Genomic DNA, 26,280 nt, shown 5'->3' with positions numbered 1-26,280 from the left:
TTAATTAGTTTTTAAATGGAAGTAACGGGTTATACCGCTAAGATGACAAAATGAGAGAATAATTTACCGGCCTGCATGAATATTTTGCAGGCCAGAAATACGGTGGTTTAGCTTAACAAATACTGCGATTATCTGGCTTAGACAATACCATATGGACCGCACTGGTGGCCCGCTCCATAAAACCGCCTTCGCAGTAACACAAATAAAAGTGCCACAACCGAATAAAGTTATCATCATAACCCAATTGATGCACCGCATCGCGTTGATGCATAAAATTGTCACACCACAATTTCAGGGTTTTAGCGTAGTCAAAACCAATATCATTAATCTGTCTGATCACCAGGTCAGTTTTCAGGCTTACTGCCGTTGCCATCCGGCTAATTGACGGTAAACATCCACCGGGAAAAACAAACCGTTTTATAAAATCTACTTCTCGCACATACTGCTGATAACGCTGGTCAACAATAGTGATGGCTTGCAATACCATTAAACCATCAGGCTTGAGCAAGCTAGCACATTTTTCAAAGTACTCGTCAAGGTAGTTATCGCCTACTGCTTCGATCATTTCTATTGATACTAACTTATCAAACTGTCCGGTTAAATCACGATAGTCTTCAAACAATAAGGTGATTTTATCTTGTAGGCCAAGCGCGTCTACCCGAGCTTTAGCATAAGCTAGCTGCTCTGCAGAAATAGTCGTGGTGGTAACCTTACAACCATAATGCTGGGCAGCATAAATTGCCATACCACCCCAGCCAGTGCCAATTTCTATTAAATGGTCAGTTGGCTGTAATTGCAATTTATCGCAAATTTGCTTTAGCTTGTATTGCTGCGCGGCAGCTAAATCGGTGTTGTCATCCGGAAATACTGCGCTGGAATACATCATACTTTTATCAAGAAACAGCTTATACATCTCATTACCTAAATCGTAATGTGCTGCAATATTCTTTTTTGCCTGTTCCTTCGAATTACTGTTACGCCAGTTTAACGCTTTTAAAAGCGGCCGGCTTAATCTAGACCAGGTAGAGTCCATTTTATCCAGTAGTGTTAAATTACGGCCGAATATTCTTACTAATGTGGTTAAATTATCGCAGCGCCAATAACCGTAAATATACGCCTCTCCACCACCAACCGAACCAGCCAATACTAATTTTTGATAAAAAGCTGGATCAAGTACGGTTAATGTTACTTTTAATTCACTGCCTACTTCTCCCAGCTGGATCCGCTCTTCACCCTCTACCAGAGTAATATCTCCCTGCTTCAGCTGCCCTAAAAATTCTAGGGTAAATTTGCGGCATAACCGGTCAAACCAGCCCAAATTATCAAACATTGTCTGATCGGTAAGCGATAAACTCATAACTTCTTTTCCCTGGATTTTGGATGTTGATGCAATGGCACACCCTTGAGGTATAGCTTTAATGCCTGCCAATAAATACGCCACACAACCTGTACGTTTTGCCACGGATGACGGATCAAGATACGGCGTCGATTCGCCCGACTAAGGGTATACCGTTTTAGCTTAAACCAGGCACTAAATACCGCTTGTTGATCTTTCATATTAGTAATACTGCAAAACAATTCGTTAGCTGGTGCAGGAATTTGCCAACGGTACTGCATGTCTAGCGGATTAAAAGGTGAAACATGAAAGGCTTTATCATGCTGATAAAGCGCAGACTCTGGCACAATGGTTTGTAAATAATAATGCCGCTCGTTCCAGGGGGTATTACTGACCTCGGCCAATAAATAATTGAACTCACCGACGCTATCAAAGCAATAGTAAAGCGTTATTGGACTGAAATAATAACCCCAATTGGCCAGCGGGGTTAGCAGATAAACACTGGCAACCTGCTGTGTAGCACCAAGCTGAAGTACCTTATCCTGGACGGCTTGTAACAAGCTATCTACACCAGGAAGGTAATCACCTCGCCGATAGCTTAATGCGCCAAAAGCTTCGTGCTTAATACCAACTTCGTTCAGACTGGCTGTTGATAGAGCACTGCAATCGAGCCAATAAGCGTTGTACGAATAATCAAAACCGTGTTGCTTAGGCGCAAAACGTTTATGACCAATTTCGCCACAGTATACGGCATGTCCCGCTTGCATTAATAGTTAACCCCAAACATTGTCGCAATATCCACCGCGCTTCTGGCACCATCTTCATGAAAGCCGTTATACCAGTATGCACCACAAAAATAACTATTATTTTGGCCATTAATAACCCCACGTTGAAGCTGGGCTGCCATTGTCATCATGTTATACACTGGATGAGCGTAGTGATATACCCCAATAATTTTATCTGTAGCGATAGCAGCGGTATTGTTCAACGTAACACAAAATGTCACTGGTGCTGTCAGCTGCTGTAAAATATTCATATTGTAAGTTAGTGTCGCCCGACTGCGCTCTGTAGCATCAAGATTATAATTCCATGAAGCCCATGCTGCACGGCGCTTCGGTAATAGCGACGTATCAGTATGCAGTACTACTTCATTTTGCTGGTAGGCAATAGCGCCTAATATTGCTGACTCGTCAGTAGTCGCATTATTTCCCAGCAGCTTTAGTGCCTGATCACTGTGACAAGCAAATACCACTTTATCAAAGTGCTCCGAACTACCATCGGTAAAATGCAAGGTTACACCTTGCTCGTGACGGACAACGCTACTGATGTTTTGTTTTAACCTGAGGTTATCCGTTCCAAGCTTAGCCAGTAACGCCTCAACATAGCGCTTTGAGCCACCTTTTATTACTGTCCATTGTGGTCGATCACTAATATTCAATAAACCGTGATTATTAAAAAACCGCAGAAAGAATCTTACTGGAAAAGATGGCATCTCTGTTAAACCGGCTGACCAGATAGCAGCGCCCATAGGCAGTAAGTAGTTGTCACGAATGCCTTTGCCAAAATTATACTTCTGTAAAAATTCGCCCAGTTGCAGCTCAAGATCAGGATGATCATCGGCCACCAGTTGTTTGCCTAATTTATTAAAACGGGTAATATCAACCAACATACGCCAAAAAGAAGGCCTAAATATATTCCTTTTCTGCGCAAACAAGCTGGCAAAGGTATTACCGTTATATTCTAAATTTTGCTGCGGATTTTTAACTGAAAAACTCATTTCAGTATCAATTTTTTCTACTGCAAGTTCATTAATAAATTTATTAAAAAACGGATAAGTCCAATTATTAAATACAATAAAACCGGTATCAATAGCATACTTTTTACCGGCTATTTCCACATCAACGGTAGCGGTGTGTCCGCCCAGATAATCATTTGCTTCAAACAAAGTAACATTATGTTTTTGCTGTAATAAATACCAGCTCATCATGCCTGAAATACCACCGCCAACTACTGCTATACGCATCTACGTTTCCTTAATCAGGTTTTTGCCATTCGCTGTTTTACTTTAGTTGTTGCCCAGCCGAGCACTGGCAAGTGCTGATAAACTAATTCGGTTAAATCGTAATAATCTCGATGATAATAAATATGCTCATCACGCCAACGTAGCTCTGTACAACCGTGCACCACAACCGGTTTACCCTTTCCGATAGCCGGATGAGATAAGGTCATAACCCAACTGATAAAACTAAGTTGCAAGCCATCAATTTGACTTACCGGATCGAACTTACAATAAACCAAACGCTGATAAGCATGCGAAAAATAAGCAGTAAGTTGCTGACGGCCATTGATCTGATGCACCGGATCAACAAACTGAATATCGTCGGTATACATATCAGCCAGCATATTCAAGCCATCATGCGACAGGGCATTATAAAAGTGCAAAAATCGTTCTATTTTTAAATTAGTTGCTTCAGCCATCAGCGTTTTTTGCCTCTGTGAATAATGTCAGTGTGATTTTACGGGCTTCATTGTGATCAACCACCGCCGGCCAATAGGCCGGCGGGGTGCCTTTTTTGTGGGGCCAATGGATCTCTTTACTGTTCAGCTTTAGCAATTCGGGAATAAACTGTCGAAGAAAGGTACCATCCGGGTCAAAACGCTCGCTCTGTGTCACCGGATTAAAAATTCGAAAATAAGGTGCCGCATCAGTGCCAGTAGAGGCCGCCCACTGCCAGCCGCCATTATTAGCAGCAAAGTCGCCATCAATTAATTGCGACATAAAATAGTGCTCGCCCCAACGCCAATCGACATGCAAATCTTTAACTAAAAAACTAGCGGTTATCATTCGAAGCCTGTTATGCATCCAGCCTGTTTGGTTTAACTGTCGCATGGCGGCGTCCACAATAGGATAACCTGTTTTACCATCACACCAGGCTTTAAATAACGTATGGCTGTTTCGCCAACGAATGGCAGCAGTGTCAGCTTGAAAAGGTTGATGCTTTATTAAATCGGGATAGGCAACTAAAATATGCTTATAAAATTCACGCCATATCAGCTCAGAAAGCCAAATACTGGCGCCACTTTTTTCTTGCTCTAGAGCAGCACCAGCTTCCATCTGCAACCGATTAACACACTGTTGAGCAGAAATAATACCGCAAGCCAGATAAGCAGATAAATTTGAGGTGCCGCTCAATGCTGGGAAATCACGCGATTGCTGATAATCTGCTACCTGTTGCTGGCAAAAAAGGCGCATTTGCTCCAATACTTGTTGCTCTGTTACCGGCCATGCGGCTGAGCTATTATCGCAGGCAGCCATGAGGGGTAGTGTTAACTGGTTACTAAGTGCACTAACGTTATAATAATTCGCCGATTTTACTTTTGGATAGCAAGTTACCCCTTGCTGCGCCAGCCTCGCCAACCAATTACGCTTAAACGGTGTAAAGACCTTATAGGTGTCGCCACTTTGCGTTAAAATACTGCCTGGCGCCATAGTACAGAGCCGATCATACCAGTTAACAGTTATACCGGCTGCTTCAAGTTGACGTGTGATGCGTTTATCTCGCTGCTGCTCGCGTAATTCATACTCAGTTTGGCTATACAATGCCACCATACCAAGCGCAGATAACTGTTCAAAAATACTGCTACAGTCATTATAGTGGCCAGCTTCTAATGCCAATAAGGCAATGCCCTGCTCCGCCAATTCCGACTGCAGCTGTATTACCCTGCGCCGGATAAAATCCTGTTTTATCGGTGCCATTTGATGTTGCTGCCAGCTCTTAGCGGTAGCAATAAATAAAGCAACTACGGCACTATCAGGTTCGGATTTTGCCACAGCCGCTGCATAATAAAGCGCGGCATTATCATAGGCCCGAAGATCGTTACGTAACCAGACAATGTGTAATGATGAAGACGTTGACATATCAAACTCTTAATTCTGCTAGATCTGGCTATGCACCGGGATAATGCAAAACAAACACGGTGGTGAACTCTTTTCTTTACAATAAAAGCAAGCCAGCGGATCAGTGACAATGAGTATTTTACTCAAAAAAAAACGATAACGACCGGTAAGGCAATTATCGTTTATCTGGTATCAACTAATATTATGCATTGCTGATGTTATAGCAGCGACAGTGCACCGACAAGGTCGTGTCAGCAATTAACTCTGATGGCTCGTTCAAATTAATTTTTGCTGGTGCCAGTCTCAACCCGCGATTTTAATTTCTGTCCCGGCCGAAACGTCACCACGCAACGAGCCGAAATAGGAATATCCTCGCCGGTTTTCGGATTCCGACCGGGTCGTTCATTTTTCACCCGCAAGTCAAAGTTACCAAAGCCAGATAACTTTACTTGTTCACCCGCTTCTAAAGCGGTACGGATTTCTTCGAAAAAAGCTTCTACTATCAATTTAGCATCGCGTTTACTAACGCCAAACTTGGTAAACAAACTTTCTGCTAAATCAGCTTTGGTAAGCGCCATTCTTAATCCCTCAACGTTGCGTCGAATTCGTTTTTAAGCACTGTAACCACTTGATTTACAACAACCTGAATGTCTTTATCTTCAAGGGTACGGGCTTTATCCTGCAAAGTCAGGGTAATGGCAAGAGACTTGTATCCGTCTGCCACACCCTGTCCGGTATATACGTCAAACAATTTTAGGTCAACTAATTGATTTACGCCAACTTTTTTTATACTAGCAGTAATATCAGCAAAACGCACATCAGATTTTACAACAATTGCCAGATCGCGGCGGTTAGCCGGGTATTTAGATAAGTCTGTGGCATCAACAATAACGCGCTGGCCAATAGCTGCCAGTTCCAGTTCAAATAAGTAAGCTTTACCTTTAATACCGAGTTTACGCTCTGCCTCGGGATGCAATGCGCCCAGATAACCCACTGTATTGCCAGCAAGGCTAATAACTGCTGTTTGGCCCGGATGCAACGCACTGTGCTCGCCACTACTGAACTGAAATTCTGCTGCCGCTGACGTTAAGCCTAGTAACGCCTCAACGTCGCCTTTCAAATCATAAAAATCGACAGCACGTTCTGCTATCGCCCAATGTTCATTATTAAGTGAACCAACAACAACGCCACCGATTACCTCAATCTGTCGCACCCCGCCTTCAGCACTGGCATCAGGAATAAATTTAAGACCATATTCGAAGAATCGCAAGCGACCTTGTTGCCGGTTTTGATTATGTTGCACCGCTTGCAATAAACCGGGCCATAAATTCAACCGCATGGCCGACATATCTGCAGAAATCGGATTAGGCAAAATAAGTGCTGGCTGTCCGGCAAATAATATCTGCTGCACTTTAGGGTCAACAAAGCTATAAGTAATCGCTTCCTGATAACCCCTATCAACCAGCAGCTCTCGCATCCGCTGCACGTTTAATTCTGCTTCACTGAATTTACGCATGCTAAGAGAAGCTTGTGGTGCAACATTGGGTATATTGTTATAACCATATACCCGGGCAATTTCCTCTATCAGGTCTTCGCTAATCCGGATGTCAAACCGATAGCCAGGAACGGTAACAAACCACCCCTCAGTTGTCTCCAGCACGGCTAAACCTAAGCGACTTAAAATATCGGTTACTTCAGTTTTAGCAATTGGATGGCCGAGTAATCGTAATAATTTTGCTTCAATTAAACTGATTTTAGCTGCTTTTGGTAAAAACTCTGCAGCCACAGCTTCAACTATCGGCCCAGCATTACCGCCAACAATGTCAAGCAATAACGCCGTTGCCCGCTCCATTGCCGTGCGTTGTAACTCTGGATCAACACCTCGCTCATAGCGATGCGAAGCATCAGTATGCAGACCATATTGCCGGGCTTTACCGGCAATGGCTAATGGCGAGAAAAAAGCACTTTCTAAAAATATATGTTGGGTTTTAGCGGTAACACCACTGTGTAAACCACCAAAAATACCGGCCATTGCCAGGGCTTTTTCACTATCTGCAATTAACAAGGTATTGGGTTTTAAGGCCACTTCTGTCTCATCCAGTAGTAGCAGCTTTTCACCTTCACGGGCGAAGCGCACGTCAATATCACCGGTAATCTGTTGCAGGTCAAAAGCATGCATGGGATGCCCTAGCTCTAGCAACACATAATTAGTAACATCAACTACCGGATCAATACTGCGCACACCACAACGGCGTAATTTTTCAGTTAACCACAATGGGCTATTAACACTTAGATCAACATTTTCCAGTACCCGGCCAAGGTAACGTGGACAGGCTTCTGCCGCTGAAAGGGTTATGGCTTTCTGACTGGTAATAGAAGGCGTAACCGCAACAATATCAGGTTGACAAACACTGAGTTTGTTTAATACTGCCACCTCTCGGGCCAGCCCTTTAATACCCAAACAATCTGCGCGGTTAGGTGTCAAATCAACGTCAATAATGTGATCGTCAAGCTGAAGATACTCGCGCAAATTAACCCCGAGCGGAGCGTCGACTGGCAGCTCCAAAATACCATCAGAGTCGTCTGCCATACCCAGCTCAGAGAATGAACACAACATGCCGTTCGAAGCCTGCCCGCGCAACTTGGCTTTTTTAATAATAAAATCACCTGGCAAAACTGCACCCACTACAGCGACGGCGACTTTTAAACCCAGACGACAATTTTTGGCACCACAAACAATATCCAGCAATTCGGCTGCACCAATATTTACTTGGGTTATCTGCAGCTTATCGGCATCTGGGTGCGGTCCGCAAGACACCACTTCACCGACCACTACGCCACTAAATATCCCGGCAACCGGCTCAATACCGTCAACTTCCAGGCCAGCCATAGACAATTGTTCAGATAAGGCTGCAGTATCTATCGCCGGATTAACCCACTGCCGTAGCCACGCTTCACTAAATTTCATTGTTAGAATACTCCGCTTATCTGAACTGCTTTAAAAAGCGTAAATCATTTTCAAAAAAAGATCTGAGGTCGGTCACGCCATAACGCAACATCGTCAAACGCTCAACGCCCATACCAAAAGCAAAACCACTGTAAACTTCAGGATCAATACCTACTGAACGCAATACATTAGGGTGCACCATTCCGCAACCCAATACTTCCAGCCATTTACCATTTTTGCCCATAACGTCTACTTCCGCCGAGGGCTCGGTAAACGGGAAAAAAGACGGCCGAAACCGCACGTGGAGATCTTCTTCAAAGAAGTTCTGTAAAAAGTCGTGCAAAATACCTTTGAGCTCAGTGAAACTGACATTTTTATCGACCATCAGCCCCTCAACCTGATGAAACATCGGCGTATGGGTTTGATCATAATCGTTACGGTAAACCCGTCCCGGCGAAATAATACGCAGCGGCGGTTGCTGTTGCTCCATGGTGCGGATTTGCACGCCCGATGTTTGAGTACGTAACATCAACTTAGGATTAAAGTAAAAGGTATCATGGTCAGCCCGGGCCGGATGATGCTCAGGAATATTTAATGCATCAAAATTATGAAAGTCATCTTCGATTTCCGGGCCATGTTTTACAACAAAACCTAACTCTGTAAAAAAACTTTCAATCCGGGCGATGGTGCGGGTAACAGGATGCAAGCCGCCATCATCTAATTTACGGCCGGGCAACGTTACATCTATCTGCTCTTGGGCCAGCTTTGACGCTAACTGAGCTTGTTGCAGCTGATCACGCTGCTGATTTAACGCATCTTGCACCTGCTGCTTCAATTCATTAATTTGCTGTCCAGCCAGTTTTCGTTGTTCAGGGTCCATCGCGCCTAACGATTTTAACAGCTCAGTAATACTGCCCTTTTTACCCATGAAGGTTACGCGCACGTCTTCTAGTGCAGCGATGTCGGTAGCACCCGCAACGGCATGCAGTGCATTGTTTAATATTGCAGTAAGATTCATCTTCGTCCTCAAGCTGCGAAAATCGTTAGTCCGATTAAAACCGCTAATGATACACCAAAACCACCGCTAAAACGCAGTGCTTGTCAGGCTTTTTTCGGTAAAATTACCACTTAAGTGACTGCTTAACCTGCTAAAGCTTGGATTGGACTAGAGCAGAATAGATTTAATGAAGGGAATTGTGAGTTTGCGTTGATGCACAATAGAGGCTTTATCTAACTGATTTAGAATAGCGACCAACGATCGAATATCACGGTCATATCGATTTAGTAAAAATCGAGCGACTTCGTCTGCTAACTCCATGCCTCGCTGATGGGCCTTTTGCTGCAGTAGCTTTTGCTTGTCTTCATCGGTGAGCAAGCGTAATTGCAAACTTTGACAGGCATGAAGGCGGGAAACTAAATCTGCGAGGCTAAAACCAAGTTGTTGAGGCGCCTGATTAGCGACGATAATCAAGGCTTTACCTTGCTCAATCATCCGGTTATATAAGTCAAACACCGCAATTTGCCAGCTGAGTTCTCCGCTAATAGCCTGCAGATTATCTAGACAAACCACATCCAATTGTTCCAGATTATCGAGGATCCGGGGGCTGAGCTGCTGGTAATCCTGTAACGCCAGTAACTGACTAGTGAGTCCCTGCTGATGGGCAGAAATACAAGAAGCATATAATAAATGAGATTTACCGCTACCGCTGGCACCAAACAAATACAATGGGGCTTGTCCAGCGGGTTGCTGTAAATAACGTTTTACTGAACTTACCGCTTCCGTTTGGCCGGCGGCATAAAAGCTATCCAGAGTCTCATCTTCTGGTAGCGTTACTGCCAGAGTAAATTGCAAGGGTTGCATTTAACGCCTGACAAAACGGTAACTAGCGTCAATACGCTGCACCGGTATTAGCGCAATAGGCAGATTACGTTTTGTCTCGTTTAGACGGCTATACGCATCAGTTTCAGTATTATCCATTAACATTAACGAGGGTTCCCATTGCAGATGACGAGTTAACTGCGCCAGTTCTATCTGTAACGTTACCGTAAACTGCGCCCGATCTGCAGCAAATTGGTTGAGCGTAACCGACGACACGCCAAGCATCCGTTCCAGTAAACGCTCAACAGCGACCACATCGGCCAGGTTAGTCAGGTTAGCAACAACCAACTGATAATTTGCAGTTTTTGCTTGTAACACTACCGCTTGCTCTGCTGCCAGCTCAGCGGTTAGTACCGCGCTAAACGCGCTAGCAAGCGTTACTGTATCAGCTGCTATAACCTCGTTACGAACAATAATATATTGATTAGTACCTTGGGCCGGGCTTTGTCTTTGCCAGCTTAAACGTTGAACATTTTCACCATTTCGGTTTACTTCATCCAACGTGGCGATTATGACCATATCGGCTCGATAGCGCATGCTGGCTTGATTAATGGACTGCCAAAGCCCGGCCCAAACATCAGTTTCTGTTAACTGTAATAAGTCATCAATATCGTATAATGGCAAAGTTACCGGAATACGGTTTTCGGCTAAATTTTGTAGCAATGCGCTTACTAGTTCATCATCGGCTTTACGCAAAAACTGACGGTCACTGCCGTTTTGCTGCACTATCCAAAGTAAGGTTTCAGGCCGATGGGCGCCCCAGATAGCAATACCTTGTTGCTGTAATAACGGATTTATCAAACTGGCATCCAATAGTACCTTTAAGCGGTTGTCGCCATTCTGACGCTGTGATTCAAATTGTTTAACGTAACGTCCGGCATTATTCAGCTCTGCCGTAACTTGGGGATATTTAGAAAAATCGGTTATACCTGTTAAGCGGGTCATTACCTGGGCTAAGGCCGTATTCTGCCATTGCCGCTGCGGCTGGTCAGCGCTAACATCCGCCAGGTATAGTGCATCGACTTCTATAGCCGCAAGCTGGCTACTGCCGAGCAAGAGCAAACTTACCAGCATAACGCTTAGCTGTTGCATCAGTTTTGGCATCTGAATTCCTTTATTCGCGGCATAACATAACAAAGCCACCTAATGGTGGCTTTAGCGCTAATTTAGTCTAATTTTACACCGAGTCTGTTGGCTACTTCTTCGTAGGCCTCAACTACTCCACCAAGACCTTGTCGAAAGCGATCTTTGTCCAGTTTTTTGCGGGTAACTTTATCCCACAAACGACAACCATCGGGTGAAAACTCATCTCCCAGCACAACGGCGCCGTTAAACACACCAAACTCAAGCTTAAAATCGACCAATAACATACCCGCGTCATCAAATAACGCCTGTAAAATTTCGTTGGCTTTAAAGGTTATGCGTTTCATTTCAGCCAGCTGTGGCGCGGTTGCCCAGCCAAACGTCTCGGCAAGAGATTCGTTAACCATAGGGTCATGTAGGGCATCATCTTTTAAGAACAGCTCAAACGTAGCAGGTGTAAGAGCAAGCCCTTCAGTAATACCCAGCCGCCGCACTAACGAGCCTGCTGCATAATTGCGAACCACACATTCAACCGGGATCATTGCTAATTTTTTAACTAAAACTTCATCATCGGCCAGCAACGCTTCTACCTGAGTTGCAATACCTGCTTGTTCTAATTTTTGCATAATAAAATAATTAAATTTATTGTTTATCATGCCTTTACGGTCTAGTTGCTCTATTCGCTCACCGTCAAACGCTGAAGTATCATTGCGAAAATGTAAAATAAGCAAATTGTCGTCAGTGGTGTTGTACACGGTTTTAGCTTTACCACGGTACAATTCTGTCGTTTTTTGAACCATTATTTACTCCGCTCGGCTGATAAAAAATCAGCCGAAAGTATAAAGATCTTTAAGCTATTGGCAAATGACTTTTTAACGTTAATGATTAACATTCAGCCGTTACAATTCAACTTTAGCCGCTTTTATTGCCGCCACAAACGGCGTATAAGCTGCAACTACCGTTTCAGCTGCTAAAGGCTGTCCGTCTTTAGTCAATAGATTTATGGCGGTGCCTGCTACAGTTCGTTGTAATACAATCTGATAGTCACCATCAGCAATTGGCAAAACCGGCGGTGCATCTTGTCCCAAAAGACTAGACCAGAGCCCACGGCTAGGTTTACTGTAACTTAAATAGTAAGTGTAAGATGAACGATTAATATCGTTAATAGTAAAGTTAAGTTGTTTTAACACCGGCTCTAACTGTGACCATACTACGTCCAGTGATTGCGGAGTAATTAATGCTGGTTCACCTGCGTTATTCATGCCGGGTTCTAAGGCAACATCGGGTTCACGGTCACGATTAACAACAGCAGTCTCAATTTCGGCTATGGCAACTTGATTAATTAGACCATTCAGCAATTGCACTTCGTTGTCACGCGCGTCAGCGACACTAAGCTTTTGTTTTTCATTAAAATAACGATGTTCTAACAACGTTATTGTTAACACCGCACTTCGACCATGCGGTCGTGGTTCGATGTTTATTGCATAACGCGCTTCATCCAGCAACACCGCATCCTGCCAGAACCAAAATCCTTCGGTGCGATAGCGTTTAATCCAATCGGTGGCAAAATTGAGGTTATCGCTGCCCGTTGGGTTAACCGTGACATTATCTGATACAAAAAACCGATTAATTTGCTCGATTAAAAACGGCAGTAAATCGCCGGTTAAATCGTTACGTTCAAACATTACGCGTGCCAGCTTTTCTGCTTCGTCGGTGATCCGGCTACTCGAAGCCGTGGCAAGCACTAATACCGGCGATTTATCCGTTACTGTGCCAGGGCTACCCTTAGTTACCGGTATATCGTACTTGCCTGGTTGACGGGGCGTTGCCAAGTCAGCCGGAATATCCAGGGTAACAGGCTGGCGCTTTGCACGTAGTTCCGGATCGGCTTTAAACACCGAACAGCCACTTAATAATATGGCTGATACTGCTAATGCGATACCACTTTTTTTCCAATAATGCACCTGTACTACTCCTGAAAACGAAAACTCAAAAAGCTGAAAATAATACATCAGCCCTGAAAAATAGTGTTAAGCCAGTAATCCAGCCTGTTGTAATGCCTGTTCGATTGCGCTGTGATGAATAGGTTCCAGTTGAGTAAGTGGCAAGCGCATAAAATCAGACTTGATCAATCCCAGCCGTTGCAGTGCCCACTTGGTAGGAATGGGATTAGACTCAATAAATAGCTGATGATGTAAGCCCTGTAAAGTATCATCAAGTGCTTTAGCAGCAGCATGCTGTTGCTGTGAGGTCAGTTTACACAATCGAGCCATCAGCGCCGGAGCAACATTAGCGGTTACCGAGATAATACCGTGGCCGCCCGCTAACATAAACGCCAAACTGCTGGCATCATCACCACTTAACAACCTGAAATCAGCCGGACAACGCTGTTGTAATTCTGCTAAACGAGTCATTGAACCGGTGGCTTCTTTAATACCAACAATATTATCAATTAATGCTAGTTCTGCCACCGTTTCTGGCAATAAATCAACGCCAGTGCGCCCCGGTACATTATATAACAACACGGGTTTAACCGTAGCTTCGGCAATCTGTCTGAAATGCGCCACCATGCCTTTTTGCATCGGTTTGTTATAAAAGGGCGTTACGGTTAAAAAACCATCAATAGCTAACTTATCCAGTTCTTGCGTGCGGGTAACGCCTTCGCTGGTCGCGTTACTACCATTACCTGCCAACACCGGGATTTTTCCGTTAACCTTAGCAACAACACGTGAAATGATGGCCAGCTGTTCAGAAAAGCTGATGGTGGCAGCCTCTGCCGTGGTTCCCATAATAACCAAACCATCAGTGGCTTGTTGCAGATGAAAGCTGACCAGATTATCTAAGCCAGCATAATCGATACTACCATCTGGCAACATTGGGGTAATTAAGGCTACAAAACTTCCACTACACATCACAGTAAAGCGCTCCACAACTAACTTAGGCAAGATAAAGGCGCCCTATGTTAAAGAGTGCGGCTGACAAACACAAGGTACTAACCGGATAATGCCAATAGTTCACTATATTCAGTTATGATAAACTCAACTGTATAGTTAACATCAACATTTTAACAGCATTATGCGAACAGCAACTTAAGCAGCAGTCTGCGTTGGCCGGAGTTTTATGTCTCAACAACTTGTAATTACTGCAATAGGCACTGATCGAACGGGTATAGTCAGTAAGTTGGCGCGTCTTGTTACCGATTACAACGCTAATATTATCGACAGCAGAATGGCGGTATTTGGCAATGAATTTACCTTTATTATGTTAATTAGTGGTGATCAAGCCGCTATCAGTAAAATAGAACATCTTATTCCGGCACTGGGGCTGGAGCTTGATCTGACAACCATGACCAAACGTACAACCGCACGGCCTATTACTCAGGTAGTTGTACATTATTTGCTAGACTATTCCGGTCCTGATCGGGTGGGCACCCTGGGCGCTATTACTGGTTTATTGGCAAGCCACAATATTTATATTGGCTCATTGCAGTCTGCAACTTCAGTTGATAACGACAAAAATGTGCAGATCCACAGCCAAATGACCTTAGAAATACCAGAAAGAGTAGCGCCTGCAACCATTGAAGCAGAGGTAATGGCGTTGCTAAGCACATTGAATCTGACAGGTAGTTTTAAGGTCAGATAATGTATTATTTTAACATTACTTAAGAGCAGGAGTTAGTATGCAAACATTAACAGCAGGTCAGGTTGCACCCGATTTTATGCTGCCCGATCAGCATAACCAGATGGTCACCTTAAGTACGTTACTGCAAGCTGGCAAAGTGCTAGTTTACTTTTATCCAAAAGCGATGACGCCAGGTTGTACTGTGCAGGCCTGTGGCCTCAGAGATAGCCTTGAGCAACTTACTGCCTTGGGTGTCAGCGTAATTGGAATTAGTACCGACGCCCCTGCCCGGCTGGCAAAATTTGTTGAACGAGATCAGTTAAACTTTACCCTGCTCGGTGATGAAGATCATCAGGTAGCTGAGCGGTTTGGCGTATGGGGCAGCAAAAAATTTATGGGTAAAGTCTATGATGGTTTACATCGTTTGAGTTTTCTGATTAATCAAGACGGCACTATTAATCATGTTTTTGATGATTTTAAAACCAAAGACCACCATCAGGTGGTACTGGCTTATCTGCAAAAACAGTAATACTCGTAACATACTGACATTTGTCGTATTCGGTAGCAATTCTGCCCCATCTTGCTGCAAATTAGCTAACCGCAGGCTAGGATAGACAATAAGCACATTAAGGAGATGAAATGAATACTCTGGTTAAACTGTTATCAAGCAGCGCAGTCGCGCTGGCGTTAAGCACTGGCGTGTTGGCGCAAAATACAGAAATTAAAACGGAAAAAACTACACTGAATGTGGCAGTGATCAGTGACGGGCTTGAACACCCCTGGGGCCTGGCTATTTTGCCTGACGGTAAAATGCTGGTTACTGAACGGGCGGGCAGATTGCGTTATGTTAGCGCTGATGGTGCGTTAAGTGAACCCGTTACTGGCTTACCAGAGATTACTGTATCGGGTCAGGGTGGTTTACTGGATATTATCCTTCACCCTGATTTTGCAAATAATCAGCGAGTATACATCAGTTACAATGAACCGGGAGAATCAGGTAGCAGCACCGCAGTGGCGACTGCCGTGTTAGCCGGCAATGCCTTAACCAACCTGGAGGTATTGTTCAGCGCACAACCTAAGTTTGACAGTCGCCACCATTTTGGTGGGCGTTTAGTCTTTGCCGATAATGGCGATCTGTTTATTACGCTTGGCGATCGCGGTCAACGCCGTGACGATGCGCAAACTCTTGATACCCATCACGGTAAAGTTGTTCGCATTAAAACCGATGGTAGCCCATCGGTCACAAACCCTTATTTAGAAAATGAAGACGCCTTGTCAGATGTGTGGTCTTATGGTCATCGCAATATTCAGGGAGCCGCACTACATCCAAAAACGAACATGTTGTGGACGCATGAACATGGCCCACAAGGCGGTGACGAAATTAATATAACCCGGGCAGATCACAATTACGGTTGGCCTGTTATCACTTATGGTGAAGAGTATGGCGGTGGCAAAATAGGCAAAACCAGCCAAGACGGCATGCAACAACCATTACATTACTGGACGCCATCCATTGCCCCTAGTGGCATGATATTTTATACCGCAGATTTATTTATGCCATGGCAACACAACTTGCTGGTTGGTTCGCTCAAATTTGGACAGTTAGTTCGCCTCGAGTTAACCGGTGAAAAAGTGACGCATGAAGAACGTATTATGATTGGCCAGCGAATTCGCGACGTCAGGCAAGGTCCTGATGGCGCTGTTTATTTGTTGACCGATCAACAATCCGGTCAAATTCTTCGATTGACACCAAAAAAATAACGGGACTATCACTCTTGCGCTGTATTAATCCGCTTACTACCGCCAGTGTTCTGGCGGTATTTTTTAGTACATTAGCCTGTGCTAACGAAGAACCCATTGAAATCATTGTTGTTACTGCAACCAGCAGTGCTCAGAACTGGCTGCAAAGCCCAGCAAGTGTTGATATAAACCGGGTTGACCAATCTGGTTTACTATTTGACAGTGCCCAACTATTGCAAGGTATTGCCGGTTTGCAAGCCGATAGCCGGGCCAACTTCGCGCAAGACACCCGCCTTAGTGTGCGCGGTTTTGGTAGCCGCAGTCCGTTTGGTATTCGTGGAATTTATCTTGAACAAGATGGTATTCCGATAAGCGCACCGGATGGCCAGGGTCAATTAGGCAGTGTCTTGCTGGACAACATTCAAAGTATTGAAGTGCTGCGCGGACCATTAGCCGTATTATATGGTAACGGCGCTGGTGCTGTTATTTCTTTGACCAGCCGTCGCTATAACCAAAGTGAAATGGCTGCCAGCGCAGCACTTAGTGAGCAACATCAACAACAGCAGTTGAATCTTGCCATGGTAGGCAATAATCAGAGCTTACAACTGGCGGCTAAGCAATTTAAAAGTGATGGTTATCGGCCACGCTCGCGGGCAGCTAAAGATCAACTGCAACTAAGCTGGCAATGGCAACTGCTGAATAACCTGAATGTGAACCTGCGTTACGACTGGGCTTACGATCCTTATTTGCAAGATCCGCTAAGTTTAAGCCCAGAACAATGGCGTGAAAATCCTAATCAAACCATCGCGGCTGCCAGTTTGTTTGATACAGAAAAAACCGTCAAACAACAGCAAGTGAGCGTCAGTATTACCTCTGATAGTACTCACCCGTTCAAGTTAGCGCTATGGCAAGGCGAGCGCGATATTAATCAGCGACTGGCGTTTACTGGCTCAGCAGCAACTTCTGCCGGCGGTGAGGTATTACTTAACCGCCAATACCATGGAATAAAAGGCCAGTATCAGCTTTCATTGCATGAACACGTTAGCGCAGTAGCGGGTGCCGGTGTCATGCAAACGGAAGACCGGCGTTTTGGCTTTATTAACGATTTTGGCCAGCGCGGAGCGCTACGCCGTGATGAAGATAATCGGGCGACAAATCTTGATAGCTTTATCCGATTTAATTATCAGCCAACCTCCCAGCTCAATTGGCATGCTGGCTGGCGCTATACTGATTTACATTACCAGATAAACGATTTTTATATCGCAGACGCTAACCCCGACGACAGTGGTGTTCGCAATTATTATCAGCAAGCTTTTGCTATTGGATTTAACTGGCAGTTTAGCAAACAACTGGCATGGTTCGGCAGTGCCGGTAAAGGCTTTGAGACGCCTACTCTGGCCGAATTGGCTTACAGCATTGACGGTGGTGGCATAAACTTGCAACTGGACGCCAGTGATAATCAGCAATGGGAAACGGGCATCAAATGGCAAAATAATCAACATCGGGCCAGTATCAGCGTCTTTACTATTGCAACCGATAATGAAATTATCGCAGCTACCAGTAATGGTGGCCGCACCAGCTTTCGTAATAGCAGCAAAACCACTCGATTAGGCGTGGAGTTGCAATGGCATTATCAGTTATCCCCACAGTTAACATCGGAGTTTAGCAGTCATTATTTACAAGCAGAATTTAATGGTAGTGCGTTAAATGGCAATCGGTTACCAGGTGTAGCCGCCAGCGAAATTGACTGGCAATGGCACTACCAGCCATTAGTAACCCTGCCACTCCAACTGACCTTACAAAGCCACTATCGTAGTAAGGTGTATATTGATGATATTAACTCTGCTGCTGCGCCTGCGGCACTGCGATTTGCTTTTAATATCAATAGTCAGCAGCAATTTCAGCACTGGCAATTACGCCAGTGGCTCAGTGTTAGTAACCTTACCGATAAACGTTATGTTGGTGCGGTGGTGGTTAATCAGGCTAACGGCCGAGCTTTTGAGCCGGGCGCTGGCCGCGAATTAGCTGCTGGTGTTTCGTTTAATTATCAATGGTAACAACCCGCTTATTTCGCGTTAACGTCAGGGCCATTAATGTCTGCAAGAGCGTGTTCCGGGTGAACACGACTCGACCAGGCTTTAATGGTTGCTTTGACCAACGACGCTAATGGGATAGCAAAAAATATTCCCCAAAAACCAAATAGTCCGCCAAAAAACAATACCGCTATTATGATAAACACCGGATTAAGGTCGACTACTTCAGAAAATAATAATGGCACCAGTACGTTACCGTCTAATGTCTGAATAACGGCATAAGCCAGCATTAAATAACCAAACTCTGCTGTTAACCCCCACTGAAACAACGCCACTAACGCTATGGGCAGCGTGGCTAAGGCAGCACCAATATAAGGAACCAGTACTGAGAAGCCAACGATAACAGCAAGTAACAACGCATAATTTAAACCAAAAAAAGTAAATACTACATAGCTCACCGCACCAACAATCAGTATCTCCAGTATTTTGCCCCGGATGTAGTTCATTATCTGGCCATTCATTTCATACCAGACCTGATTAATTAACTTGCGCTCTGTTGGCAATAACTCTACAAAACTGGCACTTAACGCCTGCTTGTCTTTTAGCATAAAAAACACCATTACAGGCACTAATACCAAATAAATTAACACTGCCACTACGTCAACAATGGACGCCAAGGATAACGACAAAATTTCACGGCTAAAGGTCATTAGTCGCTCATCAGCGGTTTGAATCATCAGGTATATTTGCTCTGAACTGACAACCCCTGGGAACACGCCGGGCAACTCCAGCAGGTAGGTTTTACCCGACGCAATCATGCTGGGTAAATCCAGGGCAAAGTTTCGGCCCTGCGACCAGGCGGCGGGAATTATTGACATCACAATCAGCGTAATAATACCAATAAAACTGACTACCACCACGCTGGTACTAATGGTGCGGCTTAAACCTATTTTTGTCAGTCTGGCTACCGGCCATTCCAACAAATAGGCAAAAGCAATAGCTACCAGTACCGGCCCCAGCATGCTACTTAGCCAATATATTGTCAGGAAACCTAACAGTAAGGTTAAAAATAAAGTGACAACCTGAGGATCTGAAAACTTATTGGTATACCATTTTTTTAACCAGTCCAGCATAGCGCTGCTCCAACCTTTTAATTGCTATGACAATGCATAGCGCCAGTATAACGAAATTACAGCAAATTATGTGGCTTATCTGTGATGTGCTTGATGATTTATGCTAAATTGCTGAGCATTGCCTACCGCACCAACCGTTGCGTAATTATTGAGCGGCTAGCTCGCTATTATGGAACTAAAGTGGTTAAAAACAGACAAATAGGCTAGACAATTCCCTTACCTGACACAACTTATTGGGGCGCTATGAAAGCGATTGCAGTACACCAGTTTATTATGAGTTGCTTGTTCGGTATTGCTATTATGGCAGCACCCACTCAGGCACTTTCAGGACTACCCGATATCGGTGGTAATGCGTTTTCTACTCTTACCCCGGAAAAAGAAAAACAATTGGGTGATGTGCTAATGCGGCAAACCCGAGGCAGCCTGCCAATGGTTTACGATCCCCTGCTGGATGAATACATTAATGATTTAGGCAATAGGTTGGTTGCCCGCAGCAACGACGTCAAGTTCCCATTCAAATTTTATTGGGTTAACAATAAACATATTAATGCCTTCGCCACGCTTGGCGGTAATATTGCCTCTCATACCGGCACTCTGGCGGTCTCTGATTCAGAAAGCGAATTTGCCTCGGTAATAGCACATGAAATTGCTCACGTTACCCAGCGCCATATTGCCCGGTTTGTAGAGGCGCAAAATCAACGCGCACCAATGTCACTGGCCGCGCTGCTCGGCGCAATTGTCATTGCCACGGTTAATCCAGAGGCGGGTATGGCCGCGATGATGGCTACGCAAGGCGCAGCGCAACAAAGCGCTATTAACTTTACCCGCGGAAATGAGCAAGAAGCCGACCGAATTGGCATGAAAGTCTTGGCTGAAGCTGGTTTTGATCCGTATGCTGTTCCAGAGTTTTTTAATAAATTAAGCCAGCAAAGCCGATTCGTAAATCAGCAATTAGCTTTTTTACAAACGCACCCCTTATCACAAGCCAGGGTCAGTGACACCCGTTTACGGGCAGAACAGTTCCCCAAGCGTTATATTCCGGATACTCAGGATTTTATTCTGACTAAAGCCAGGATATTAGCCCGCTATCACTTCACTAGCCAAGAAACAGTGGGCATATTTGAGCAGCGCTTAAGCAAACCAGGAGGTAACACCCGTGCTAATTTATACGGCCTGGCCATTGCCAAACTCGATAACGGACTATTTATTGAAGCACAAAAATTAATTGAAGATCTACTGCAGCACGACCCGCACAATCTGTATTATGTTGATGTTTATACCGATATATTATTGGGCCAAGGGCAGTATAAAAAAGCGCTGGAAATGCTCGAGCAAGAATACTTACTCAGGCCAAACAATCAAGTGGTTACGCTTAACTATGCCAATGCGGCACTAAAAGCAGGCAGCCACCGACTAGCGGTGCACTTACTCCGCAATTTATTGTATGTCAAAAATGACAATATACTGGCGTATGATTTACTGTCTGATGCTTACAAGCTGATGGAAGACTTCCCCAAATATTATGAAACACGGGCTGATTTGTATTACCAATTGGCTAACTACCCCAAAGCTATTGATGAGTTAAATGAAGCGTTAAATCATATTGGTGATAGTTCCCGGCTTGAAAATAGACGAGTTGAAGCCAAGAAACAACAAATGCAAGCTGAGTTTGATCGGCTACAGCGGATGTAACACACTAAAAAGTAATCTAAGCACGGTAGTCAACGTAACTACACTTAACGTTACGCTTTAAGTTAAACACCAATCGTTTACGGGAACATTATGATCACCATTTATTACAACCATCATTGCTTAAAAAGCTGTGAAGCATTGACGTTGTTGCAACAATATGGGCCTGACAATGTAGACGTTGTTGAGTATCTGAAATGAGTGCACAGGTCTTGGTACTTTATTATTCTAAACATGGCAGTGTAGCGGCATTAGCGGAGAAAATTGCTATTGGTATTGCTCAAGCAGGTGCTAATGCAGTTATTCGCAGTATTGCCAGCTTTGATAATCCACAACATAGCCGGCATCCGTTAGCCAGTAATACTGATTTAAAACAATGTGATGGTTTGGCTTTTGGTAGTCCGGTACGGTTTGGCAATATGGCTGGAGAAGCTAAAACATTTTGGGATAATACCAGTGGTGTCTGGTTGAAAGGTGAACTGATTAACAAAGCCGCAGGTGTTTTCACGTCATCCGGCAGCATGCATGGTGGCAATGAAGCCAATTTATTAAGTATGATGCTGCCATTATTGCACCATGGCATGGTACTTATGGGGATCCCTTACGCTGAACCTGAACTACACAATACGCAAAGTGGTGGCACGCCTTATGGTCCAAGTCATGTCAGTGGCTTGCAGGGTAACAATAAACTCAGTGTCGATGAACAGCGATTAGCGGTCGCCTTTGGCAAACGCTTAGCGCAACTAACTATTTCACTAAAAGCAGCGGGTTTCGATAAACAATGAATAACAGTGCTGAAGTGGCGATGGCGCCACGAACGAAAATCTATTTAAGTATAGCCCGCGTTGGTTACTGGGGCTTATGGCTGCTCATTCCAGTATGGTTGCTGTGGTTAGCACCCGCCAGTTATGGTGGTGATAACGAAATAAGCGGCAACAAACTCATTAGCACTGGTTTATTGTGGTTACCGTTATGGTTTCCAATGTATGGCATTATAAAAGGTCATGCCTATACCCTGGCCTGGGCTAACTTCATTGTTATGATTTACTTTTTGCACAGTTTCACCAATTTGTGGGTTAGTAGCGGCTTATATCAGCTAATGGCACTGCTTGAACTACTGCTGGCCAGCATTATGTTTATTGGGTGTACGTACTATGCCAGACACCGCGGCATAGAGCTGGGCCTTAAAATCCCTAAGTTAAAAGACGACCCCCGCCAGTAAGCACCTTTTACTGCAATTCTTCTTTTGCTATGCCTTTATAGCGATGAAGTTGCTGGTCGATAAACTGATTATCGACCAGCGTTTTAAGGCCGGTAAGTAATGTTTTAGCCATTATTGGATTGGCCCTACTGACGGCGCAAAACACCGATGGCGCAGTCGACCAGATAGGATCGACGTTAACGCTTGGCACAAAGCACTGGATCCCGAGATAAATCATTGTCTCAGCCAATCTAATCGCTAAACACGAGCGTAATAATGCTACAACCAACAACTAATCAGTTATGTGCCGTATGAGTAAACAACTCGCGTTATTTCCATTAAGCAGTTTTATCTTACCTGGTGGTAAGATAAAACTGCGGGTATTTGAAAAACGCTATATCAGGCTTATTAAAGAAGCAGGCATTGGCCAGCGCGGTTTCGCCATGGCATTACTGAACCCCTTCGTCAGCCAGCAACACCGTGACAGGGTTTTGTCTTTGGCAACCGAAGTGGTCATTGACGATTTTGAACAATTACCTGACGGCTTACTGGGTATTACAGTAAGAGGCATTAAACGAATAGAAATTACGCAGCGCTGGCAGGAAGATGATGGCCTTAATATTGGCCAGATTACCGAGCTCGATAGCTGGCCGAACATCGATTTAGGTCAGCGATTTAACGGTTTGGTTAGATCACTATCACAACTCCTTACCGAGTACCCGCAGTTGCAGCAACTTTACCCTGAGCCAGAGCTGAATAATGCCAGCTGGCTGGCATCACGCTGGTTAGAACTAATGCCAATACAGCCTGGGCTAAAACAAAAAATGTCTGCCGAAAAAGATCCAATTAGCTGCTTAGAAAGCCTGCAACACTGGTTTGAGCATAATAGTTAGTAACCTTTAAAAGTGTATAGCCTGAAAATTACCTAGTAATTACTCAATTCCCAAATATTTATGCACTTGCACACTGAGCCGCCAATTATGTTTTTTACAGTACGCAATTGCCAAGGCAGTAGCTTTAGTTTGCTGACTAATAGGTTGCAAATAAATTAACTTAGCCGAGGTATCGGTGCGGTGCAATAATTGCAATAGTTGCTCTATGTGTTTGTCCATGGCGACCGGGTGCTTTATTTCATTGGCTCGATCTAACGCGCTTTGCAGGACCTTATAACCGCCTTTCATATTCACTTTTGGTGATACGGTTACCCAGCTTTGCAATGGCGCTAAAATCTCAAATGTACCACTGGTTTCAATTTGGCTCTGATAACCAGCATCATGCAACAAGTCACATAATGGATGTAGATCATACATACACGGTTCGCCGCCCGTTATCACCACATGCCGCGCCTGATAGCCTTTAGCTTTAAACAAGGCCAGTATCTGCTCTGCACTTACTGCTGCCCACTGCTCTGTTTCAGCCGATTTAACCATTACGGCATCAAGGGTAATATTCAAATCGGGGTTTATGCTCCAGGTGTGCTTGGTATCGCACCAGGAACAGCCGACCGGACAGCCTTGCAACCTGACAAAAATAGCCGGCACGCCAGTAAAGCTGCCTTCGCCCTGGATGGTTTCAAATACTTCATTAACCTTATATAACAAGCCGCTGTTTCCTTAAATTCAAGCAGGTGATCTAACCGCCATGTTCAAGTACAATGCGCGGCCAGTTTGAGCGCTATTATACAAGAGAGAGACAATAATGAGCCAAAAAGTTGTGGTTATTTATTCTGGTGGCATGGACTCCTTTACCGTCCTGCACAAAGCCGTTGCTGCCGGCCATGATGTTTATGCCTTGTCATTTAACTATGGCCAGCGCCATGTAAAAGAACTTATTTGCGCAGCAAATGTCTGTAAAGATATGAATATAAAGCATAAAATCGTCGACATTTCGGCAATAAACCAGCTGATTGCTGGCTCATCCCTCACCAGTGATATTGACGTACCCGAAGGGCATTATGCCGCCGACAATATGAAGTCGACCATTGTGCCCAACCGCAATATGATTTTATTGTCGTTGGCAGTAGGTTATGCTGACTCTATTGGCGCCAGAGCCGTGTTCTATGGCGCGCATTCAGGTGATCATTTTATTTATCCGGATTGCCGGCCAGAATTTGTGCAAAAAATGAATGACGTTTGCCAAATTGCCAATTATCAGCCAGTTGATATTGTCAGCCCTTATTTGTATCAGACCAAAATTGAAATTTTAGCAGACGGCCTGGCCATGGGGCTTGATTACAGCAAAACCTGGACCTGCTATAACGGCCGCGATAAGGCCTGTGGCAAATGTGGTTCATGTCAGGAACGCTTAGAAGCGTTTAATCTGAATAACGCCACCGATCCCCTGCCTTATGAATAAATGCTGAAACTTATCCAGAACTACTGGTTATAACATAGAGTAAAGCAGCCTTGTTGCCGCTTTACTCGTCTTTATAATGACGCAACTTTCTGATATGGCGGTGGCTTATGTTTGCTTTCTGGTTTGCGATTCCTTTTTGGCAGCGGGTATTGGGTGCATTGATGCTGGGAATACTGGCGGGGGTAGTACTGGGTGAAACTGCCACAGTATTTAAACCCTTGGGAACCTTGTTTATTAATGCTATACGCATGTTAGTGGTGCCGCTGGTATTTTTCGCGTTGATCACCAGTATTACCTCACTGGCGGACAACCAGAAAATGGGCAAGCTGGCCGGCAAAACTATTGGTTTATTTCTATTTACCGCCTTTATTGCCAGTTTAATTGGTTTAACAGTGGGTAGCCTTATGAACTGGGGCGATGCGCTGCAATTAACGGCCAGCGAAGTGCGCGAGCGCACCATTCCGCCAGTCGCCGATGTTATTACCGGTTTAATTCCTACCAATCCGGTGGCCGCACTGGTCAACGGCAATGTGCTGCAAATTATAGTGTTTGCTAGCCTGGTCGGTATTGCCATCAATGTGGTGGGCGAAAAAGCCGACCCTATGAAGAAATTGGTGCATGCCGGCACTGAAATTATGTATCAAATTACCCGGATGGTGATGCAACTGACCCCGTTTGGTGTCTTCGGTTTAATGGCCTGGGCAGTAGGCAGTTTTGGTTTAGCCACCCTGCTGCCACTTAGCCAATTTATTATTGCTATCTATATCGCCTGCTTTATTCATATCATTGTTGTGTACGGTGGCCTGGTTAAACTCTTTGGCGGTATGGGTATGCGTCAGTTTTTCAAAGCGGTGTTACCGGCGCAACTGGTTGCCTATAGCAGTGCCAGCAGTTACGGCACCTTGCCGGTGACCCATAAAGTGGTTACCGAAGATCTTAAAGTATCAAAAAACTATGCCAGCTTTGTGCTGCCGCTCGGCGCTACTATTAACATGGACGGCTGCGGCGGTATTTTCCCGGCAATAGCCGCTATTTTTATTGCCCATATTTATGGCATCCCACTCGATGCCCTTGATTATGTGCTTATCACCGGCACCGCCACCCTGGCTTCACTGGGCACCGCAGGCGTTCCGGGTACGGCCATGGTAATGTTAACCGTCACGCTTAGCGTGGTTGGGTTACCGTTGGAAGGTATTGCTTTTATCGCCGCTGTTGACCGCATCATCGATATGATGCGCACCGCTACTAATGTAACCGGCGATACGATGGTGGCTTTAGTAGTAGGTCGTTCAGAAGGGCTGGTAGACGAAAATAGCGAGCCAGTTACAGTGATCTCAGCCAGCAACTGACTTTTTTACTAATCAT

Annotated in this window: 26 protein-coding genes; 10 read left to right on the top strand and 16 right to left on the bottom strand. The window is 44.7% G+C overall.

All coding sequences use genetic code 11. The features are described 5' to 3' along the window. Positions 1-112: 112 nt before the first annotated feature. From VT06_RS04810 to dapA, 13 genes are all read right to left on the bottom strand, one after another. Entirely contained in the window at positions 113-1,357 is a 1,245-nt protein-coding gene (locus VT06_RS04810) for a cyclopropane-fatty-acyl-phospholipid synthase family protein (protein WP_046553137.1), read from the bottom strand. Further along, positions 1,354-2,103 carry a DUF1365 domain-containing protein gene (locus VT06_RS04805; protein WP_046553136.1) on the bottom strand — a complete coding sequence of 250 codons (750 nt, stop codon included), beginning with the start codon at positions 2,101-2,103 and terminating at the stop codon, positions 1,354-1,356. The genes VT06_RS04810 and VT06_RS04805 overlap by 4 nt, the downstream gene beginning before the upstream one ends. Next, positions 2,103-3,359, bottom strand: coding sequence for an NAD(P)/FAD-dependent oxidoreductase (locus VT06_RS04800; protein WP_046553135.1), 1,257 nt, complete (start codon positions 3,357-3,359; stop codon positions 2,103-2,105). Before VT06_RS04800 ends, VT06_RS04805 begins: the two co-directional genes overlap by 1 nt. 14 nt (positions 3,360-3,373) lie before the next feature. Next, positions 3,374-3,814 (bottom strand): nuclear transport factor 2 family protein, encoded by a 441-nt coding sequence (locus VT06_RS04795; RefSeq protein WP_046553134.1) that lies wholly within the window; start codon positions 3,812-3,814, stop codon positions 3,374-3,376. Next, entirely contained in the window at positions 3,807-5,255 is a 1,449-nt protein-coding gene (gene phrB / locus VT06_RS04790) for a deoxyribodipyrimidine photo-lyase (RefSeq protein WP_046553133.1), read from the bottom strand. Before phrB ends, VT06_RS04795 begins: the two co-directional genes overlap by 8 nt. 260 nt (positions 5,256-5,515) lie before the next feature. After that, entirely contained in the window at positions 5,516-5,812 is a 297-nt protein-coding gene (locus VT06_RS04785) for an integration host factor subunit alpha (protein WP_046553132.1), read from the bottom strand. Between the two features lie 2 nt (positions 5,813-5,814). Beyond that, positions 5,815-8,202: a phenylalanine--tRNA ligase subunit beta gene (gene pheT, locus VT06_RS04780; RefSeq protein ID WP_046553131.1), complete on the bottom strand. Its 2,388-nt coding sequence runs from the start codon at positions 8,200-8,202 to the stop codon at positions 5,815-5,817. A gap of 16 nt (positions 8,203-8,218) precedes the next feature. Beyond that, positions 8,219-9,199, bottom strand: a complete 981-nt coding sequence (gene pheS / locus VT06_RS04775) for a phenylalanine--tRNA ligase subunit alpha (protein ID WP_046553130.1) — start codon at positions 9,197-9,199, stop codon at positions 8,219-8,221. Positions 9,200-9,346: 147 nt separating this feature from the next. Further along, positions 9,347-10,042 carry a DnaA regulatory inactivator Hda gene (gene hda, locus VT06_RS04770; RefSeq protein WP_046553129.1) on the bottom strand — a complete coding sequence of 232 codons (696 nt, stop codon included), beginning with the start codon at positions 10,040-10,042 and terminating at the stop codon, positions 9,347-9,349. Next, the gene (locus tag VT06_RS04765) at positions 10,043-11,164 is read right to left on the bottom strand and encodes a DUF2066 domain-containing protein (protein WP_052750168.1); all 1,122 of its coding nucleotides are present in this window, start codon (positions 11,162-11,164) and stop codon (positions 10,043-10,045) included. It lies immediately after the preceding gene. A gap of 62 nt (positions 11,165-11,226) precedes the next feature. Beyond that, entirely contained in the window at positions 11,227-11,943 is a 717-nt protein-coding gene (gene purC, locus VT06_RS04760; RefSeq protein ID WP_046553128.1) for a phosphoribosylaminoimidazolesuccinocarboxamide synthase, read from the bottom strand. Between the two features lie 99 nt (positions 11,944-12,042). Then, positions 12,043-13,107, bottom strand: a complete 1,065-nt coding sequence (bamC, locus tag VT06_RS04755; RefSeq protein WP_235357360.1) for an outer membrane protein assembly factor BamC — start codon at positions 13,105-13,107, stop codon at positions 12,043-12,045. A gap of 66 nt (positions 13,108-13,173) precedes the next feature. Beyond that, complete coding sequence (gene dapA / locus VT06_RS04750; protein WP_046553126.1) at positions 13,174-14,055, bottom strand: 4-hydroxy-tetrahydrodipicolinate synthase; 882 nt, start codon at positions 14,053-14,055, stop codon at positions 13,174-13,176. 208 nt (positions 14,056-14,263) lie between these two features. Between dapA and VT06_RS04745 the strand changes: the two genes are divergently transcribed. From VT06_RS04745 to VT06_RS04730, 4 genes are all read left to right on the top strand, one after another. Beyond that, the gene (locus VT06_RS04745) at positions 14,264-14,785 is read left to right on the top strand and encodes a glycine cleavage system protein R (protein ID WP_046553125.1); all 522 of its coding nucleotides are present in this window, start codon (positions 14,264-14,266) and stop codon (positions 14,783-14,785) included. A 37-nt stretch (positions 14,786-14,822) separates the two neighbouring features. Next, entirely contained in the window at positions 14,823-15,293 is a 471-nt protein-coding gene (gene bcp / locus VT06_RS04740; RefSeq protein WP_046553124.1) for a thioredoxin-dependent thiol peroxidase, read from the top strand. A 110-nt stretch (positions 15,294-15,403) separates the two neighbouring features. Continuing rightward, positions 15,404-16,525, top strand: coding sequence for a PQQ-dependent sugar dehydrogenase (locus tag VT06_RS04735; protein ID WP_046553123.1), 1,122 nt, complete (start codon positions 15,404-15,406; stop codon positions 16,523-16,525). 14 nt (positions 16,526-16,539) lie between these two features. Beyond that, positions 16,540-18,561 (top strand): TonB-dependent receptor domain-containing protein, encoded by a 2,022-nt coding sequence (locus VT06_RS04730; RefSeq protein ID WP_046553122.1) that lies wholly within the window; start codon positions 16,540-16,542, stop codon positions 18,559-18,561. 8 nt (positions 18,562-18,569) lie between these two features. Here the strand turns inward: VT06_RS04730 and VT06_RS04725 are convergent, their stop codons facing one another. Continuing rightward, entirely contained in the window at positions 18,570-19,670 is a 1,101-nt protein-coding gene (locus VT06_RS04725) for an AI-2E family transporter (protein WP_046553121.1), read from the bottom strand. A 243-nt stretch (positions 19,671-19,913) separates the two neighbouring features. Between VT06_RS04725 and VT06_RS04720 the strand changes: the two genes are divergently transcribed. The 3 genes from VT06_RS04720 (at position 19,914) to VT06_RS04710 (ending at position 22,581) form a co-directional block, all read left to right on the top strand. Then, complete coding sequence (locus tag VT06_RS04720; protein ID WP_046553120.1) at positions 19,914-21,362, top strand: M48 family metalloprotease; 1,449 nt, start codon at positions 19,914-19,916, stop codon at positions 21,360-21,362. 194 nt (positions 21,363-21,556) lie between these two features. After that, positions 21,557-22,144, top strand: coding sequence for an NAD(P)H:quinone oxidoreductase (gene wrbA, locus VT06_RS04715; protein WP_046553119.1), 588 nt, complete (start codon positions 21,557-21,559; stop codon positions 22,142-22,144). Beyond that, positions 22,141-22,581, top strand: a complete 441-nt coding sequence (locus VT06_RS04710; protein WP_046553118.1) for a DUF2069 domain-containing protein — start codon at positions 22,141-22,143, stop codon at positions 22,579-22,581. Before wrbA ends, VT06_RS04710 begins: the two co-directional genes overlap by 4 nt. A 7-nt stretch (positions 22,582-22,588) precedes the next feature. Here VT06_RS04710 and VT06_RS18030 read toward each other — a convergent pair whose 3' ends face one another. After that, positions 22,589-22,810 (bottom strand): hypothetical protein, encoded by a 222-nt coding sequence (locus VT06_RS18030; RefSeq protein ID WP_161795035.1) that lies wholly within the window; start codon positions 22,808-22,810, stop codon positions 22,589-22,591. Between the two features lie 61 nt (positions 22,811-22,871). Between VT06_RS18030 and VT06_RS04705 the strand changes: the two genes are divergently transcribed. After that, positions 22,872-23,453 (top strand): LON peptidase substrate-binding domain-containing protein, encoded by a 582-nt coding sequence (locus VT06_RS04705; protein WP_046553117.1) that lies wholly within the window; start codon positions 22,872-22,874, stop codon positions 23,451-23,453. Between the two features lie 39 nt (positions 23,454-23,492). Here VT06_RS04705 and queE read toward each other — a convergent pair whose 3' ends face one another. Then, positions 23,493-24,161 carry a 7-carboxy-7-deazaguanine synthase QueE gene (gene queE, locus VT06_RS04700; protein WP_046553116.1) on the bottom strand — a complete coding sequence of 223 codons (669 nt, stop codon included), beginning with the start codon at positions 24,159-24,161 and terminating at the stop codon, positions 23,493-23,495. Positions 24,162-24,258: 97 nt separating this feature from the next. Between queE and queC the strand changes: the two genes are divergently transcribed. Together queC and VT06_RS04690 are read left to right on the top strand one after the other, a co-directional pair. Continuing rightward, a complete protein-coding gene (queC, locus tag VT06_RS04695; protein ID WP_046553115.1) occupies positions 24,259-24,915 on the top strand; it encodes a 7-cyano-7-deazaguanine synthase QueC in 657 nt (218 codons plus the stop codon). A 107-nt stretch (positions 24,916-25,022) separates the two neighbouring features. Further along, positions 25,023-26,264, top strand: coding sequence for a dicarboxylate/amino acid:cation symporter (locus VT06_RS04690; RefSeq protein ID WP_046553114.1), 1,242 nt, complete (start codon positions 25,023-25,025; stop codon positions 26,262-26,264). The last annotated feature ends 16 nt before the right edge of the window (positions 26,265-26,280 follow it).

It is taken from the genome of Arsukibacterium sp. MJ3, from assembly GCF_000987765.1.
Lineage (GTDB): Bacteria > Pseudomonadota > Gammaproteobacteria > Enterobacterales > Alteromonadaceae > Alishewanella.
Note: the sequence above shows the minus strand (reverse complement) of the source record. Positions and strands in the feature narration are given on the sequence as shown.